Here is a 15,504-nt window from a genome sequence, read left to right on the forward strand (position 1 = left end):
TTAGTTTGAAACAGAGAATAATAACAGCACTAATTTTAGCTCCCCTGGTTATTTTAGGCATTTTTAAATTACCCCTAATGGGCTTTATTGCCGCTTTAACTGCAATTACCCTATTAGGCTTTTGGGAGTGGACTCAATTTACAGGAAGCAACTCTCGCTTTGCTGCCCTCGTTCCGGCAGTCATTGTTACCGGACTTAGTTTTCTATATATTTCGCCTGACGCACATAGCCTCAACCATTTAGCAACGCCTCATTATGTTGTGCTGGGCCTTGGTTTTGTTTGGTGGATTATTGCTAGCTTAATGGCGATTACTTATCCCAAAACGACGAAATCTTGGCAAAATAATTTTGTTTTACGCCATGTGTTTGGTTTTCTGACATTAATTCCATTCCTTTGGAGTGTAGTTATTCTTAGAGCTCATGACATTACGGTAGATCCATACCACGGAGCAAAGCTCGTGTTATACGTTTGTTTCTTGGTATGGGCTGCAGATAGCGGTGCTTACTTTGCAGGCAAAAGCTTAGGCAAACGCAAGATGGCGCCACATGTCAGTCCGAATAAAACCATTGAAGGGCTTATTGGCGGCATTATCACGGCATTGATCGTGGCGTGGGCATTTGCTGATTGGTTTGATATTCAGTTCTCCAGTCCTGTCCATATGGTGTTGATTACGTTGGTTACTGTTGTTATATCAGTGCTCGGCGATCTGGTGGAAAGTATGTTCAAGCGTGTCTCAGGCATTAAAGACAGCAGCAACATTATCCCAGGACATGGCGGTGTGCTCGATCGTATTGACAGCCTAACCGCAGCATTCCCAGTTTTTGCTCTTCTTTACTACGTATTCTAATTTATCAGGAGCGGCATTGTCGCTCCTGAGCTTTCTAACGGTCTTACAACATGCAAAAGTTAACGATTCTTGGTGCTACTGGATCCATTGGTGCAAGCACGCTTAAAGTGGTCGAACAAAACCCAGAGCTGTTTTCTGTCGTTGCCTTAGCGGCAAGCACCAACGTTGAAAAGATGATCGGGCTATGTCGTCAGTGGCAACCTAAGTACGCGGTCATGGCGGACAAAGCCGCAGCGGTTCAACTCCAATCTGAGTTACATTTGTTTTCTCCAAGCACCGAAGTATTAGGTGGTGTGGATGCTCTATGCCATATTGCTTCATTGGACGAAGTTGACAGTGTGATGGCCGCTATTGTCGGAGCGGCTGGTCTACTACCCACCATGGCTGCCGTGAAAGCTGGTAAGCGAGTATTGTTGGCAAATAAAGAAGCATTGGTCATGTCAGGCCAGTTATTTATTGATGCCGTAGAAGAGTTTGGTGCGGAGCTACTTCCCGTCGATAGTGAACACAATGCTATTTTCCAGTGCTTACCACAGCAAGTACAAACCAATTTAGGTCGTTGTAATTTACAAGAACATGGCATTTCTCATATTTTGCTGACTGGTTCTGGTGGTCCTTTCCGTTACACTGACATCGCAGAACTGGAAAAGGTGACTCCTGAACAGGCGATCGCCCATCCAAACTGGTCGATGGGACCAAAGATTTCCGTTGACTCAGCCACGATGATGAACAAAGGCTTGGAGTATATCGAAGCTAAATGGTTGTTTAATGCGGCTCGCGAGCAGCTAAAGGTTATTATTCATCCGCAGTCTGTTATTCATTCAATGGTTCAATACCGCGATGGTTCGGTTTTGGCACAAATGGGTGAGCCGGATATGGCGACTCCTATTGCACTGACTATGTCATACCCATCAAGGGTTGAAGCTGGGGTTAAGCCACTAGACTTCACGCAAATTGGCGACTTGACGTTTTTGCAACCTGATTTTGCTCGTTACCCATGTTTAAAACTAGCAATTGACGCTTGTTATGAAGGTCAACATGCAACAACAGCACTGAATGCAGCGAATGAAGTCGCTGTTGATGCATTTTTAAATAACAGCCTAGGTTTTACGGATATCGCTCGCATCAATGAGTCTGTGTTGAATAAAATCAATGCAAGCTGCAAAGCTGAGAATGCGAATAGCTTGGAAAGCTTGTTAGAGCTAGATAGAATGGCACGAACTATTGCCCTAGAAACCATACGCGAGCGTATCTGATGACTGGTATATTGTGGAATCTCATTTCTTTTATCGTCGCACTGGGCATTCTTGTCGCTGTGCACGAGTTTGGGCACTTTTGGGTTGCTCGCCGTTGCGGCGTGAAAGTTGAAAAGTTTTCAATCGGTTTCGGTAAGTCTATCTGGAGTAAGGTAGGCAAAGACGGAACGGAGTACAGCATCTCAATGATCCCTCTCGGCGGCTATGTAAAAATGGTTGATAGCCGTGTTGATGAGGTGCCAGAACATGAGAAGCACTTAGCGTTTGATAAGAAGCCGCTATGGAAGCGAACCTCTATTGTTGCGGCAGGCCCTATCTTTAACTTCCTTTTCGCAATCTTCGCCTATTGGCTCGTATTTCTTATTGGTATCCCAGCAGTTAAGCCAGTAATTGGTGAAGTTACGCCCAATTCGATCGTCGCAGAAGCCGGAATTGAATCTGGAATGGAACTTAAATCGATATCTGGTATCAAAACTCCGGATTGGGAATCGGTAAATATGGGATTGATTTCTCATATTGGCGATGATTTGATGACAGTAACACTGACGTCAGCGAATGAAGTTGGTTCAGAAGTAACGAAAACGCTCGATCTGCGCGAATGGGAGTTCGACCCTGAAACTCAGTCTGCGATGCAGTCATTAGGTTTTGCGCCGTATACACCGGAGGTGTATCGCGTTATCGAACAGGTTTCGCAAGGTGGAGCGGCGGAAAAAGCAGGTGTGCTTCCAGGTGATGAGATTGTCGCTATTGGTGAACAACGCATCATGGAGTGGAAGCAAGTTGTTGAAGCGGTTCGCTCTAATCCTGATACACCGATTGAATTAACGGTATTGCGTCAGGGCTATGAGCAAACATTAACGCTGACGCCTGGTAGCCGTGAGCTAGCTAACAAAGAAGTCGTTGGTTTTGCAGGTATTGCACCTAAAGTCGCAGAATGGCCAGAAAGTTATCGCTTCGACCTTCAGTTTGGTGTATTCGAGTCAGTAGGTAAGGCGGTAGACAAAACCGGCCAAGTCATTGGCTTGACAATCAGCATGCTTAAGAAACTGATTGTTGGTGACGTTGGTCTGAATAATCTGAGTGGTCCAATATCAATAGCCAAAGGCGCAGGTGCGACGGCTGATTATGGCTTGGTCTACTTTTTAGGTTTTCTCGCTCTAATTAGTGTTAACCTAGGTATTATTAATCTCGTTCCTTTACCAATGTTGGATGGCGGTCATTTGTTGTTTTTTGCAATTGAAGCAGTCATTCGACGTCCCGTTCCTGAGAGAGTGCAGGAAATGGGCTTTAGAATTGGTGGTGCGATCATCTTCTCGCTCATGGCGTTAGCGCTATTTAATGATTTTACTCGTCTGTGATAGTTCAGAGACAAAAGCAGTAGCAAGGAATAATTAGAACAAGTATGGCGATTAAGCGAATTCTATTTGCAAGTTTACTGGCGACCAGTGTATCTGCAAATGGAGCAGAGAACTTCGTAGTTCAAGATATTGAAATCGATGGATTGCAGCGTGTAGCACTGGGTGCTGCGTTGTTGAAAATGCCTGTACGTGTCGGTGATACCATTGGCCAAGGCGATGTTGCAGAGATTATCCGTGCACTGTATGCATCTGGTAACTTTGAAGATGTGAAAGTGTTACGTGACGGCGGCGTTCTGATGGTTCAAGTCAAAGAACGTCCTACCATTGCCAGCATCTCATTTTCTGGTAACAAAGCAATCAAGGACGAGCAGCTACAAGAAAACCTGAACGCATCTGGCGTTCGTGAAGGTGAAGCGCTTGACCGCACCACGCTAAGCAACATTGAAAAAGGCTTAGAAGACTTTTATTACAGCGTAGGTAAATACAACGCCACAGTAAAAGCGGTGGTGACTCCACTGCCACGTAACCGTTCTGACCTAAAGTTTGTCTTTACTGAAGGCGTGTCGGCAAAAATTCAGCAAATCAATTTTATCGGCAATGAAGTTTTCAGCGATGAGGACCTTCTTTCTCGTTTTAACTTGAATGTTGATGTGCCGTGGTGGAATTTCCTTTCTGATGAAAAGTATCAAAAGCAAGTCCTTGCAGGTGATATTGAAGCACTCAAATCATTCTACCTGGATCGTGGTTACTTAAAATTTAACGTTGATTCGACACAAGTTGCAATCTCTCCTGACAAGAAAGGGGTATACATTACTCTTGGTCTAGAAGAGGGAGAGGTTTATACCGTCAAGGACGTAAAGTTCCGTGGTGATTTGATTGGTGAGGAAGCGACGTTCGAAAGACTTGTGCCATTTGAAGACAATGAGACATACAACGGCTCGTTGGTCACTTCAATGGAAGAGGGTATTAAACGTGTGCTTGGTGAGTCCGGCTACGCTTATCCACAAGTGAATACCATTCCTGAGTTTGACGACGAGAATCAAGAAGTTTCTTTGGTCGTTAACGTCGATCCAGGTAACCGTATTTACGTACGTGATATCCGCTTCACGGGTAACAACTCAACCAAAGATGAAGTCCTTCGTCGTGAAATGCGTCAGATGGAAGGCAGTTGGTTGAACTCGAAATCGATTGAAACGGGTAAAACTCGTCTAAATCGTTTGGGCTACTTTGAAAATGTTGAAGTACAGACGGTTCGAGTTCCTGGTAGTGATGATCAAGTTGACCTAGTTTACTCTGTCAAAGAAGCGAACTCTGGTAGCGTTAACTTCGGTGTTGGCTACGGTACAGAATCGGGTGTGAGCTTCCAGGTTGGCCTGCAACAAGATAACTTTATTGGTAGCGGTAACCGTGTTGGTATCAACGCGATGATGAATGACTACCAGAAAAACATCAGTCTAGATTACCGAGACCCGTACTGGAACTTAGACGGTGTAAGCTTGGGTGGTAAGGTTTTCTATAACGAATTTGAAGCTAAAGAAGCCAATATCGTTGACTATACCAACGAAAGCTATGGCGCGAGCTTAACGTGGGGCTTCCCATTCGATGAGTTGAACCGTTTTGAATTCGGTGTCGGTTATACGCACAACAAGATCGGTAACTTATCGCCTTACTTGCAGGTAGAGCAGTTCTTAGAAGCGCAAAAAGATAATATAGATTCAAGTGGGGCATTGAATACGAACGACTTCGACTTCAATATCTCTTGGACACGTAATAACTTAAACCGTGGTTACTTCCCAACGGCAGGTAACCACCAACGTGCATTCTATAAAATGACCGTACCTGGCTCTGACGTTCAATACTTTAAACTGCAGTACGATGTTCGCCAGTATGTACCATTAACTAAAAAGCATGAGTTTACCCTCTTGTTCCGTGGCCGCTTGGGTTACGGTAATGGTTACGGTCAAACGGATGGTAACGATAACTTGTTCCCATTCTACGAAAACTACTACGCAGGTGGCTTTACATCGCTTCGTGGCTTTGGCTCAAACTCTGTTGGCCCTAAAGCGGTTTACCGCGATACATCCGGCTCTAACAATGGTACAGATATTGCGACAGATGATTCAGTGGGTGGTAACGCAGTCGCATTAGCAAGTATTGAGTTGATCGTTCCAACGCCGTTCGCATCAGAGGAAGTACAAAACCAAATTCGTACCAGTATCTTCTTTGATATGGCAAGTGTTTGGGATACCGAGTTTGATTATCGAGAAAATAGCAACATTTCGGGTGCTAACTACTACTACGATTACTCAGATCCAACCAACTACCGCTCTTCTTACGGTGCGGCGTTGCAGTGGATGTCTCCAATGGGGCCACTAGTATTCTCACTAGCGAAACCAATTAAGAAATTTGATGGCGATGATGAAGAGTTCTTCACATTCACTATCGGTAGAACTTTCTAAAGAGGAAAATATTTTGAATAAAATGATCAAAGCGGCTGGGATTGGCCTTCTTGTACTGAGCTCTTCAATGTTTGCAAATGCGGCAGAAGCTGCACAGAAAATTGCTTATGTAAATACAGCTCAAGTTTTCCAAGCTCTTCCTCAACGTGAAGTTGTACTACAAAAAATGCAGAAAGACTTCAAAAGCAAAGCTGATGAACTGAAGTCAATCCAAGCGCAAGCTAAAACAAAGATCGAAAAGCTACAACGTGACGGTGAGCTTTTGGGTCAAGACGAAGTTGAAAAGCTACGTATCGATATCGCGAAGCTAGACAGCGAGTACAAAGTGAAAGCACAAGCACTTGAAAAAGCAAGTGCGCGTCGTGAAGCTGAAGAAAAAGCGAAGCTTTTCAAAACGATTCAAGATGCAGTTAAGAAAGTCGCAGACAAAAATGGTTACGATCTTGTGATTGATATCTCTGCTTTGCAGTACGGCAAGCCAGAATACAATATCTCTGAAGACGTAATTAAAGCTCTAAAATAAGAAGTTATGAAGACATTAACATTAGCCGAATTGGCGACAATTACCGGGGGTGAGCTGTTTGGTGACGAGTCTCTCGTTGTAAGCCGTGTTGCCCCAATGGATAAAGCACAAGAAGGTGATGTAACCTTCTTGTCTAACCCAAAATACGCAAAACACCTTTCTGAGTGCCAAGCTACCGTTGTTATGGTAAAGGCTGAGCATAAAGAGCAATGCGTTGGAAACGCGCTAGTGGTTTCGGACCCTTATGTCGCATTTGCTCGTGTGGTCCAAGCGATGGATACCACACCAAAACCGGCAGACGATATTGCACCAAGTGCTGTGATTGCCGCTGACGTTAAGATGGGTGAGAACGTTACAATCGGCGCTAACGCCGTGATTGAAACGGGCGTGGAACTCGGCGACAACGTAAGCGTTGGCGCTGGTTGTTTTATCGGTAAGAACGCCAAGCTAGGGAATAACACCAAGCTTTGGGCTAATGTCACTATCTATCATGAAGTGTCATTGGGTGATGACTGTCTTGTTCAATCGGGCACCGTCATTGGCTCTGATGGCTTCGGTTATGCGAATGACAAAGGCGAGTGGATTAAAATTCCTCAGCTTGGTTCAGTGCGTATCGGTAACCGCGTTGAGATTGGTGCTTGTACTACGATTGACCGCGGTGCACTCGAAGATACTATCATTGAAGACAATGTCATTCTGGATAACCAACTTCAAATCGCGCACAACGTGCAGATCGGATATGGTACCGTGATGCCTGGTGGTACTATTGTCGCGGGCAGTACAAAAATTGGTAAGTACTGCCAGATTGGCGGCGCGTCTGTTCTGAATGGCCATATCACTATCGCAGATGGTGTGGCTATTACAGGTATGGGCATGGTAATGCGCAGTATCGAAGAAAAAGGCCTTTACTCATCAGGTATTCCACTACAAACGAACAGAGAGTGGCGTAAAACTGCAACTCGAGTTCACCGTATTGATGAGATGAATAAGCGCCTGAAAGCGGTTGAAAAACAGCTGGAACAGAAAGAAGAAATTTAGAACAAGTTATCTTTCGCTCTGTATTTAACGTGAAAGCTAACAGGCTCTAGTTCCATATTCTGTACGAAGACTCGCGAAATGCGGGTCTTTTTCTTCTATAATGACGCGCTCTAAATAGATTTAACTCCAAGATGGTGCGTATTTTGCTAGTATATTGCAAAGCGATTCGGCTTTACGACCTGTTGCCACGTTTGCCATCTTGGCGGCAAAAAATTGATATAGGAAGACGACTTTGACTACTGAAAAGAAAACGATGAACATCTCTGAAATTCAAGAGCTACTACCTCATCGCTACCCATTCTTATTGATCGACCGAGTGATAGACTTCCAAGAAGAGAAGTACCTTCACGCGATTAAAAACGTGTCGGTTAACGAACCTCAGTTCACAGGTCACTTTCCTCAACTACCAGTATTCCCAGGTGTTTTGATTTTAGAAGCAATGGCTCAGGCAACAGGCTTACTTGCATTTAAATCATTTGGTGCACCAACAGAAAATGAACTGTACTACTTTGCAAGCGTAGACGGCGCGAAATTCCGTAAACCAGTGGTTCCGGGCGACCAATTGGTTATTGAAGTAGAATTTCTGAAAGAACGTCGCGGCATTGCTGCATTTAGCGGTGTAGCAAAAGTTGACGGCGAAGTGGTATGTTCTGCAGAACTGAAGTGTGCTCGTCGAGAGTTTTAATATGATTCATGAAACCGCTAAAATCCACCCGGCAGCGGTGGTAGAAGAGGGCGCCAAAATTGGTGCTAACGTAACAGTAGGTCCTTTTACGTACATCACCTCTACGGTTGAAATTGGTGAAGGCACAGAAGTGATGTCTCACGTTGTGATCAAAGGTCACACGACTATTGGCAAAGATAACCGTATTTTCCCGCATGCTGTCATTGGCGAAGAAAACCAAGACAAAAAATATGGTGGTGAAGACACAACTGTGGTTATCGGTGATCGTAACGTCATTCGTGAAGCGGTCCAAGTTCACCGCGGCACAGTGCAGGACAAAGCAACCACGATCATTGGTGATGACAACTTATTGTGTGTGAATGCACACGTTGCGCATGATGTTGTTATTGGTAACCACACTCATATCGGTAATAACTCGATTCTTGGTGGTCACGTTACTGTTGATGATTATGCTGGTGTGATGGCACTGTCTGCGATTCACCCGTTTTGTACAGTGGGCGCTTACGCGTACATTGGCGGCTGCTCAGCAGTGGTGCAAGATGTCCCTGCTTACGTACTCGCGCAAGGCAACCACGCGACTCCTTTCGGCTTGAACCTTGTTGGCTTGAAGCGTAACGGCTTTGAGAAACCAGAGATTCGTGCGCTGCAAAAAGCGTATAAAGAAATCTATCGTTCAGGTAAGACGCTAGAAGAAGTGAAGCCTATTCTGGCTGAAATGGCTCAAGAGTGGCCGGCTGTGAAGCGTTTCTCAGATATTCTGGAAACGACGGAACGTGGCATTATTCGTTAATTGGCGAATGAAGCAATAAATAAAAAGATCGTGACCGAATTTGAGGTTACGATCTTTTTGTGTTTTATGGATAAGGCAAACCGTTATCCATAGCGCACAGGAAAAATAGCGAAGTAGATATGGAAAGACCATTACGTATTGGCATCATTGCCGGAGAATTGTCTGGCGATACGCTAGGTGAAGGCTTTATCAAAGCAGTAAAGCAGCAATATCCAGACGCAGAGTTCGTAGGCATTGGCGGTCCGAAAATGATAGCCCAAGGTTGCGAGTCTCTGTTTGATATGGAAGAGCTTGCGGTGATGGGGTTAGTCGAGGTTTTAGGCCGCTTACCGAGACTTCTTAAAGTGAAAGCTGAGCTCGTTCAGTATTTTACTCAGAATCCGCCTGATGTTTTCATCGGGATCGATGCTCCTGACTTCAACTTACGCCTAGAGCTTGACCTCAAGCAAGCGGGCATTAAAACCGTTCATTATGTGAGTCCGTCTGTTTGGGCTTGGCGTCAGAAGCGCATCTTTAAAATAGAAGCGGCAACGAACTTGGTGCTAGCATTTCTTCCGTTTGAGAAAGCGTTCTACGACAAATTTAATGTACCTTGCGAGTTCATTGGTCATACCTTGGCTGATTCCATCCCACTAGAATCAGAACAAGCGCCTGCACGTGAGTTGCTTGGTTTAGAACAAGATAAAAAGTGGCTTGCTGTCCTGCCAGGCAGTCGTGGTAGCGAGTTAAAAATGCTCTCTGAGCCATTTATTGAAACCTGCAAGTTACTCCATAAAAAATTTCCAGAACTGGGGTTTGTTGTCGCGCTTGTTAATCAAAAACGCCGTGAGCAGTTTGAACAAGCCTGGAAAGAACTCGCACCAGAGTTGGACTTCAAGTTAGTTGATGACACCGCACGCAACGTCATCACCGCATCCGATGCCGTGATGCTGGCCTCTGGTACCGTAGCGTTGGAGTGTATGCTTCTCAAGCGTCCAATGGTGGTGGGTTATCGTGTGAATGCATTTACTGCTTTCTTAGCTAAACGTCTATTGAAAACGAAGTATGTGTCATTGCCGAATATCTTAGCGGATGATGAGCTCGTCAAAGAATATCTACAAGATGAGTGCACACCAGACAATTTGTTTGCTGAGGTTTCTCGCTTATTGGAAAGCGACAATAAACTGATGTTAGATAAGTTTACGGAAATGCATCATTGGATTCGTAAAGATGCGGACCAACAAGCCGCAAACGCGGTTCTAAAACTGATTGAAAAATAGAGATTTATCATGGCTGTTAAACCAAAAGCGACCAAAACCAAAGTTGAACTCCCTCCGTTTGAATATCCGCAAGGTTACCAGCTTGTGGCCGGAGTCGACGAGGTCGGACGTGGCCCTTTGGTGGGAGACGTCGTCACCGCTGCGGTTATCCTTGATCCTAACAATCCTATTGAAGGGTTGAACGATTCGAAAAAATTGACCGAAAAGAAACGCATGGCGCTGCTTCCTGAAATCAAAGAAAAAGCATTGGCGTGGGCGGTCGGGCGTTGTTCTCCTGAAGAAATCGATCAACTGAATATTTTGCAGGCGACTATGGTTGCGATGCAGCGTGCAGTGGCGGGGTTACAGGTTCAACCTGATTTGGTGTTGATTGATGGTAACCGTTGTCCGGAGCTGCTAATGGATGCTCAAGCTGTAGTAAAAGGCGATCTACGTGTTGCCGAAATCAGTGCGGCTTCAATTATTGCCAAAGTCGTGCGTGACCAAGAGATGGAAGAGTTGGATAAACTTCATCCACAATTTGGCTTCGCGAAGCACAAAGGTTACCCAACTAAAGCGCACTTTGAAGCGATTGAGCAACACGGAGTGATCAGTGAACACCGCAAGAGTTTCAAGCCAGTAAAAAAAGCGTTAGGCATAGAATAATCAAACGATCTAATTGGTGTTATAAACCCAACCTCTTTAGGTTAGAATCCCCAACAAAATAGAGTTACACGGTACCTGTTAATGTCAGATCCCAAATTCATCCACCTGCGTGTTCATAGTGACTTCTCGATGGTGGATGGCCTCAACAAAGTTCCGCCAATCGTAAAGAAAGTTGCTGAGCTCGGTATGCCCGCAATGGCGTTGACCGACTTTACCAACCTATGTGGTTTGGTGAAGTTTTACGGTACGGCGCATGGCAGTGGTGTTAAACCGATCATTGGTGCTGACTTTAAAATGCAGTCGGACGAGTTTGGTGAAGAGCTGACACAAGTGACTTTGCTTGCGGCGGATAATGTAGGTTATAAGAACCTGACGTTATTGATATCAAAAGCGTACTTACGTGGACATGTTCAACACCACCCGGTGATTGATAAAGCCTGGTTGGCTGAAATGTCTGAAGGCCTGATTGTATTATCCGGCGGTAAAAGCGGGGAAATTGGTCGCGGCCTTTTGAAAGGCAACCGTCAAATAGTGCAAGGGTGTGTTGATTTTTATAAACAGCATTTTCCAGATCGCTTTTATCTTGAGTTACTTCGTACCGGTCGTCCAGATGAAGAGACTTATCTTCACTTTGCAGTTGAATTGGCAGAGCAGCAAGACTTGCCAGTAGTGGCGACCAATGAAGTTGTATTCCTGAGTCCAGACCTATTTGATGCTCATGAAATACGCGTAGCGATTCACGATGGTTACACATTAGAAGATCCGCGTAGGCCAAAAAACTACAGTCCGCAGCAATATCTTCGTACAGAAGAAGAAATGTGCGAGCTGTTTGCTGATATTCCTGAAGCGTTAGAAAACAGTGTCGAGATAGCGAAGCGTTGTAACGTGACTGTGCGCTTAGGGGAGTACTTCCTACCAGCCTTCCCAACTGAAGGGATGAAAGAGACTGAGTTCTTAGTCATGAAATCCCGAGAGGGGTTGGAAGAGCGTTTAGAGTTCCTATTTCCAGATGAGGAAGAGAGAAAACGTCGCCGCCCTGAATATGATGAACGTCTTCAGATAGAGCTAGATGTTATCAACCAAATGGGATTTCCTGGTTACTTCTTGATCGTAATGGAGTTCATCCAGTGGTCAAAAGATAATGGAATTCCTGTAGGTCCTGGACGTGGTTCCGGTGCCGGTTCTTTGGTGGCTTACGCACTAAAAATCACCGATCTGGATCCACTAGAATACGACTTGCTGTTCGAACGTTTCTTGAACCCAGAACGTGTTTCGATGCCCGATTTCGACGTCGATTTCTGTATGGATAAACGTGACCAGGTTATTGACCACGTTGCAGAAATGTATGGTCGCGACGCGGTGTCTCAGATCATCACGTTTGGTACCATGGCGGCAAAAGCGGTAATCCGTGACGTTGGCCGCGTATTGGGCCATCCATTTGGTTTTGTTGATCGTATTTCAAAGCTGATCCCGCCCGATCCGGGCATGACGCTAGATAAGGCGTTTAAAGCGGAACCTGCACTACCTGAATTGTATGAGGCCGATGAAGAAGTCAAAGAACTCATCGACATGTGTCATATTTTGGAAGGCTGTACGCGAAACGCCGGTAAACACGCTGGTGGTGTTGTAATTTCACCTACAACAATTACCGATTTTGCGCCAATTTATGCAGACGCTGAAGGTCACTTTCCGGTTACTCAATTTGATAAAAACGATGTTGAGACCGCTGGCCTAGTTAAGTTTGACTTCTTGGGCCTACGTACCTTAACCATTATTGACTGGGCGTTAGGGCTGATTAACCCACGTCTAGAGCGAGAAGGTAAGGAGCCGGTTCAAATTGAATCCATACCGTTAGAAGACCCTGCCTCTTTCCGTTTGTTGCAAAACTCTGAAACGACAGCGGTATTCCAGCTTGAATCTCGAGGCATGAAAGAGCTGATCAAACGACTTCAGCCAGACTGTTTCGAAGACATTATCGCATTGGTAGCACTCTTCCGTCCGGGTCCTTTGCAATCGGGCATGGTAGATAACTTTATCGACCGTAAACATGGTCGAGAAGCGATCTCTTATCCAGATGAAAAGTGGCAACACGAGTCGCTAAAAGAGACGCTTGATCCAACCTACGGCATCATCCTGTATCAAGAGCAGGTAATGCAGATTGCGCAGATCTTAGCAGGTTACACGCTAGGTGGTGCGGACATGCTTCGTCGTGCAATGGGTAAGAAAAAGCCAGAAGAGATGGCAAAACAACGTGCTATCTTTGAAGAAGGTGCGATAAAGAACGGTATCGATGGCGAGTTGGCGATGAAAATCTTTGACTTGGTAGAGAAGTTCGCCGGTTATGGTTTTAACAAATCGCACTCTGCTGCTTATGCATTGGTTTCTTATCAGACTCTTTGGCTGAAAACCCATTATCCTGCCGAATTTATGGCTGCGGTAATGACAGCCGATATGGATAACACGGAAAAAGTCGTTGGCTTGGTCGATGAGTGTTTCCGTATGAAGCTTACCGTGCTGCCACCAGACATCAACTCTGGCCTATATCGCTTTAATGTTGATGAAAATGGCGCAATTGTTTACGGTATTGGTGCGATAAAAGGGGTAGGTGAAGGTCCTATCGATGCGATTCTTGAAGCGAGAAATAAAGGTGGTCACTTTAAAGACCTATTTGATTTCTGTGCTCGAGTTGATCTAAAACGCGTCAATAAACGAGTGATAGAGAAGCTGATTTACGCGGGCGCGTTGGATCGACTCGGCCCACACCGCGCGGCGATGATGGCGTCACTCAATGATGCGGTAAAAGCAGCAAGTCAACATCACCAAGCTGAGGCGTTTGGTCAAACGGATATGTTTGGTGTGCTAACGGATGCGCCTGAAGAAGTAGAGCATAAGTATACGCAGGTTCCGCCTTGGCCAGAAAAAGTGTGGTTAGAGGGCGAGCGTGATACCCTAGGCCTATATTTGACAGGGCACCCAATTAACGCCTACGTAAAGGAACTAAACAAATACACCAGTTGTCGACTAAAAGACGCAACGCCAACGCGTCGCGACCAATCTGTCACGGTGGCTGGTTTGGTTATTGCCGCTCGTGTAATGACGACTAAGCGTGGTACACGAATTGGCATTATGACACTGGATGACCGAAGTGGTCGCATGGAAGTGATGTTGTTCTCAGATGCACTGGATCGATACGCTGAACTTCTCGAAAAAGACAGAATTTTGGTCGTTTCTGGACAGGTCAGCTTTGATGACTTCAACGGTGGCCTTAAAATGTCGGCGCGTGAAGTTATGGATCTCGGCAGTGCGCGCGAGAAATACGCTCGTGGTTTGTCGGTATCGATAGATGCAACTCAGATCAACGATCAGTTTTTTGAGCAGTTCAGCCGTATTTTAGAACCGCACAAAGCCGGAACCGTACCCGTCAATGTATACTACCAGCGTGCCGACGCCAGAGCGCGGTTAACATTGGGCACCGAGTGGCGAGTAACGCCAAGTGATACATTACTCGACGATTTAAAACAGTTACTTGGCAAAAGCCAGGTAGAACTCGAATTTAACTAAAAATTCAGCGCAATATGTTAGACGCTGAGTAAACAAGGATTCATAGATGAGCCTAAACTTTCTTGAATTTGAAAAGCCAATTGCAGAACTAGAAGCGAAAATTGAAGCACTACGTGATGTCTCTCGTCACGGTGGTGATTCTGCGATTGACCTGGATAAAGAAATCGAACAGCTTGAGAAGAAAAGCTTAGAGCTGAAGAAAAAAACCTTCAGCGACCTAGGCGCATGGGAAACAGCTCAACTGGCTCGTCACCCACTACGTCCTTACACGCTGGATTACATCCAACACGCTTTTGAGGAGTTTGATGAATTAGCGGGTGACCGCGCGTTTGCAGACGACAAAGCGATTGTGGGTGGCATGGCTCGACTTGAAGGCCGTCCAGTGATGATCATCGGTCATCAAAAAGGTCGTGAAACCAAAGAGAAAGTGAAACGTAACTTTGGTATGCCAAAACCAGAAGGCTATCGCAAAGCGCTACGCTTGATGGAAATGGCAGAGCGTTTCAATATGCCAATCATCACATTTATCGACACGGCTGGCGCGTATCCAGGTGTGGGCGCAGAAGAACGTGGTCAATCTGAAGCTATCGCGAAAAACCTAAAAGTGATGTCTGGTCTTAAAGTGCCAGTAATCTGTAACGTTGTTGGTGAAGGTGGTTCAGGCGGCGCACTAGCAATTGGTGTAGGCGACTACGTGAACATGCTTCAGTACTCTACGTACTCAGTAATCTCTCCTGAAGGTTGTGCTTCAATCTTATGGCGTGATTCTGACAAAGCACCGCAAGCTGCAGAAGCGATGGGTCTAACTGCTCCTCGTCTTAAAGAGCTTGAACTGATCGACGAAATCATTGAAGAGCCACTAGGCGGCGCTCATCGCGATCATGTTCAAATGGCAGCGAATATGAAAGCAACACTACTTCGTCAGCTAGAAGATCTAGAACAATTGGATGAAGAGACGCTACGTGAACGTCGTTACCAGCGCCTAATGAGCTACGGTTACTGTTAATTTCGGTGATTGCTATTAAGCGTTAGCTGATATCTCAAGTGATAACAGTTAAAATAGAAAGGGTTGGATGAGAGTC

At 45.4% G+C, this 15,504-nt stretch carries 12 protein-coding genes; all 12 read left to right on the forward strand.

Annotated features, from left to right (window positions below; all coding sequences use genetic code 11):
• Nucleotides 1–5: 5 nt before the first annotated feature.
• The 12 genes from NL644_RS09960 to accA all read left to right on the forward strand — a co-directional run bounded on the left by NL644_RS09960 (nucleotide 6) and on the right by accA (nucleotide 15,428).
• Nucleotides 6–848 carry a phosphatidate cytidylyltransferase gene (locus NL644_RS09960; protein WP_048625888.1) on the forward strand — a complete coding sequence of 281 codons (843 nt, stop codon included), beginning with the start codon at nucleotides 6–8 and terminating at the stop codon, nucleotides 846–848.
• A gap of 50 nt (nucleotides 849–898) precedes the next feature.
• The gene (gene ispC / locus NL644_RS09965; RefSeq protein WP_085344091.1) at nucleotides 899–2,104 is read left to right on the forward strand and encodes a 1-deoxy-D-xylulose-5-phosphate reductoisomerase; all 1,206 of its coding nucleotides are present in this window, start codon (nucleotides 899–901) and stop codon (nucleotides 2,102–2,104) included.
• Nucleotides 2,104–3,462, forward strand: a complete 1,359-nt coding sequence (gene rseP / locus NL644_RS09970; RefSeq protein ID WP_253658359.1) for a sigma E protease regulator RseP — start codon at nucleotides 2,104–2,106, stop codon at nucleotides 3,460–3,462. The genes ispC and rseP overlap by 1 nt, the downstream gene beginning before the upstream one ends.
• A gap of 44 nt (nucleotides 3,463–3,506) precedes the next feature.
• Entirely contained in the window at nucleotides 3,507–5,921 is a 2,415-nt protein-coding gene (gene bamA, locus NL644_RS09975) for an outer membrane protein assembly factor BamA (RefSeq protein WP_047008880.1), read from the forward strand.
• 13 nt (nucleotides 5,922–5,934) lie between these two features.
• Nucleotides 5,935–6,444 carry an OmpH family outer membrane protein gene (locus NL644_RS09980; RefSeq protein ID WP_005391804.1) on the forward strand — a complete coding sequence of 170 codons (510 nt, stop codon included), beginning with the start codon at nucleotides 5,935–5,937 and terminating at the stop codon, nucleotides 6,442–6,444.
• Nucleotides 6,445–6,450: 6 nt separating this feature from the next.
• Entirely contained in the window at nucleotides 6,451–7,482 is a 1,032-nt protein-coding gene (gene lpxD, locus NL644_RS09985; protein WP_065645509.1) for a UDP-3-O-(3-hydroxymyristoyl)glucosamine N-acyltransferase, read from the forward strand.
• A gap of 232 nt (nucleotides 7,483–7,714) precedes the next feature.
• Entirely contained in the window at nucleotides 7,715–8,167 is a 453-nt protein-coding gene (gene fabZ, locus NL644_RS09990; RefSeq protein ID WP_005380349.1) for a 3-hydroxyacyl-ACP dehydratase FabZ, read from the forward strand.
• A 1-nt stretch (nucleotide 8,168) separates the two neighbouring features.
• Nucleotides 8,169–8,957, forward strand: coding sequence for an acyl-ACP--UDP-N-acetylglucosamine O-acyltransferase (gene lpxA, locus NL644_RS09995; RefSeq protein WP_005380357.1), 789 nt, complete (start codon nucleotides 8,169–8,171; stop codon nucleotides 8,955–8,957).
• Nucleotides 8,958–9,076: 119 nt separating this feature from the next.
• The gene (gene lpxB / locus NL644_RS10000; RefSeq protein WP_114323543.1) at nucleotides 9,077–10,216 is read left to right on the forward strand and encodes a lipid-A-disaccharide synthase; all 1,140 of its coding nucleotides are present in this window, start codon (nucleotides 9,077–9,079) and stop codon (nucleotides 10,214–10,216) included.
• 9 nt (nucleotides 10,217–10,225) lie between these two features.
• Nucleotides 10,226–10,861, forward strand: coding sequence for a ribonuclease HII (gene rnhB, locus NL644_RS10005; RefSeq protein ID WP_114323542.1), 636 nt, complete (start codon nucleotides 10,226–10,228; stop codon nucleotides 10,859–10,861).
• Nucleotides 10,862–10,942: 81 nt separating this feature from the next.
• Complete coding sequence (dnaE, locus tag NL644_RS10010) at nucleotides 10,943–14,422, forward strand: DNA polymerase III subunit alpha (RefSeq protein WP_006741668.1); 3,480 nt, start codon at nucleotides 10,943–10,945, stop codon at nucleotides 14,420–14,422.
• A gap of 46 nt (nucleotides 14,423–14,468) precedes the next feature.
• Nucleotides 14,469–15,428 carry an acetyl-CoA carboxylase carboxyl transferase subunit alpha gene (gene accA / locus NL644_RS10015; RefSeq protein WP_005380365.1) on the forward strand — a complete coding sequence of 320 codons (960 nt, stop codon included), beginning with the start codon at nucleotides 14,469–14,471 and terminating at the stop codon, nucleotides 15,426–15,428.
• The last annotated feature ends 76 nt before the right edge of the window (nucleotides 15,429–15,504 follow it).

Origin of the sequence: Vibrio sp. Y10_XG_PY6, assembly GCF_024181795.1 — a bacterium.
Taxonomy (GTDB): Bacteria; Pseudomonadota; Gammaproteobacteria; order Enterobacterales; family Vibrionaceae; genus Vibrio; species Vibrio diabolicus.